Source organism: Verminephrobacter aporrectodeae subsp. tuberculatae At4, assembly GCF_000193225.1.
GTDB classification, from domain to species: domain Bacteria; phylum Pseudomonadota; class Gammaproteobacteria; order Burkholderiales; family Burkholderiaceae_C; genus Acidovorax; species Acidovorax aporrectodeae.
Window position 1 is genome coordinate 1 of sequence record NZ_AFAL01000260.1, and the last position, 515, is coordinate 515.

Below are 515 nucleotides of genomic sequence, written 5' to 3' on the forward strand. Positions count from 1 at the left end.
CACTGGCCGGCGGCTTGCCGGTCGGCCGCGGTCGATTCCGCGCTCTGCGCCAAGCCCGCGACCAGCCGCTGCGCCTCCCACGCGGGGCAGGCCAGGGTGACGTGCCCGAACACCGCGTCCGCCCGCCCTGCCCCGCCGGCGCAGAGCACCTGCCAGCGCCGCCCGTCGGGCGCCAGGCCCTGGACCCGCTGCGCGCCGAGCACCCGGGCGCCGTGGCGCTCCAGCCACTGCGCTGCGGCCTGCGGAAAGAGGGCGCTCAGGTCGGTGCGCGGCAGCAGCAGGTTGGAGCCGCCCGGGCCGCTGAACAGGCTGTCTTGCAGCACGCGCAGAAATACCTGGCCGCTGGCCCTCGGCGCCGGGGTGTTGAGCGCCGAGACGCACAGCGGGTCGATGAACTCGGCCATCAGGCGCGGTGTGAGCGCTACGCACAGCTGCGCCACCGAGGTCTGCGGTGCGCAGCGAAAGCGGCGCAGGCGCCACACTGCGGCCGTGCGCAGCAGCGCGCAGCGGTCACG

General features: G+C 75.9%; 1 protein-coding gene. It reads right to left on the minus strand.

Annotated features, from left to right (window positions below):
- Nucleotides 1-515: hypothetical protein (locus VTU_RS0106305; protein WP_010102222.1), on the minus strand; the 515-nt coding region annotated here is incomplete at both ends.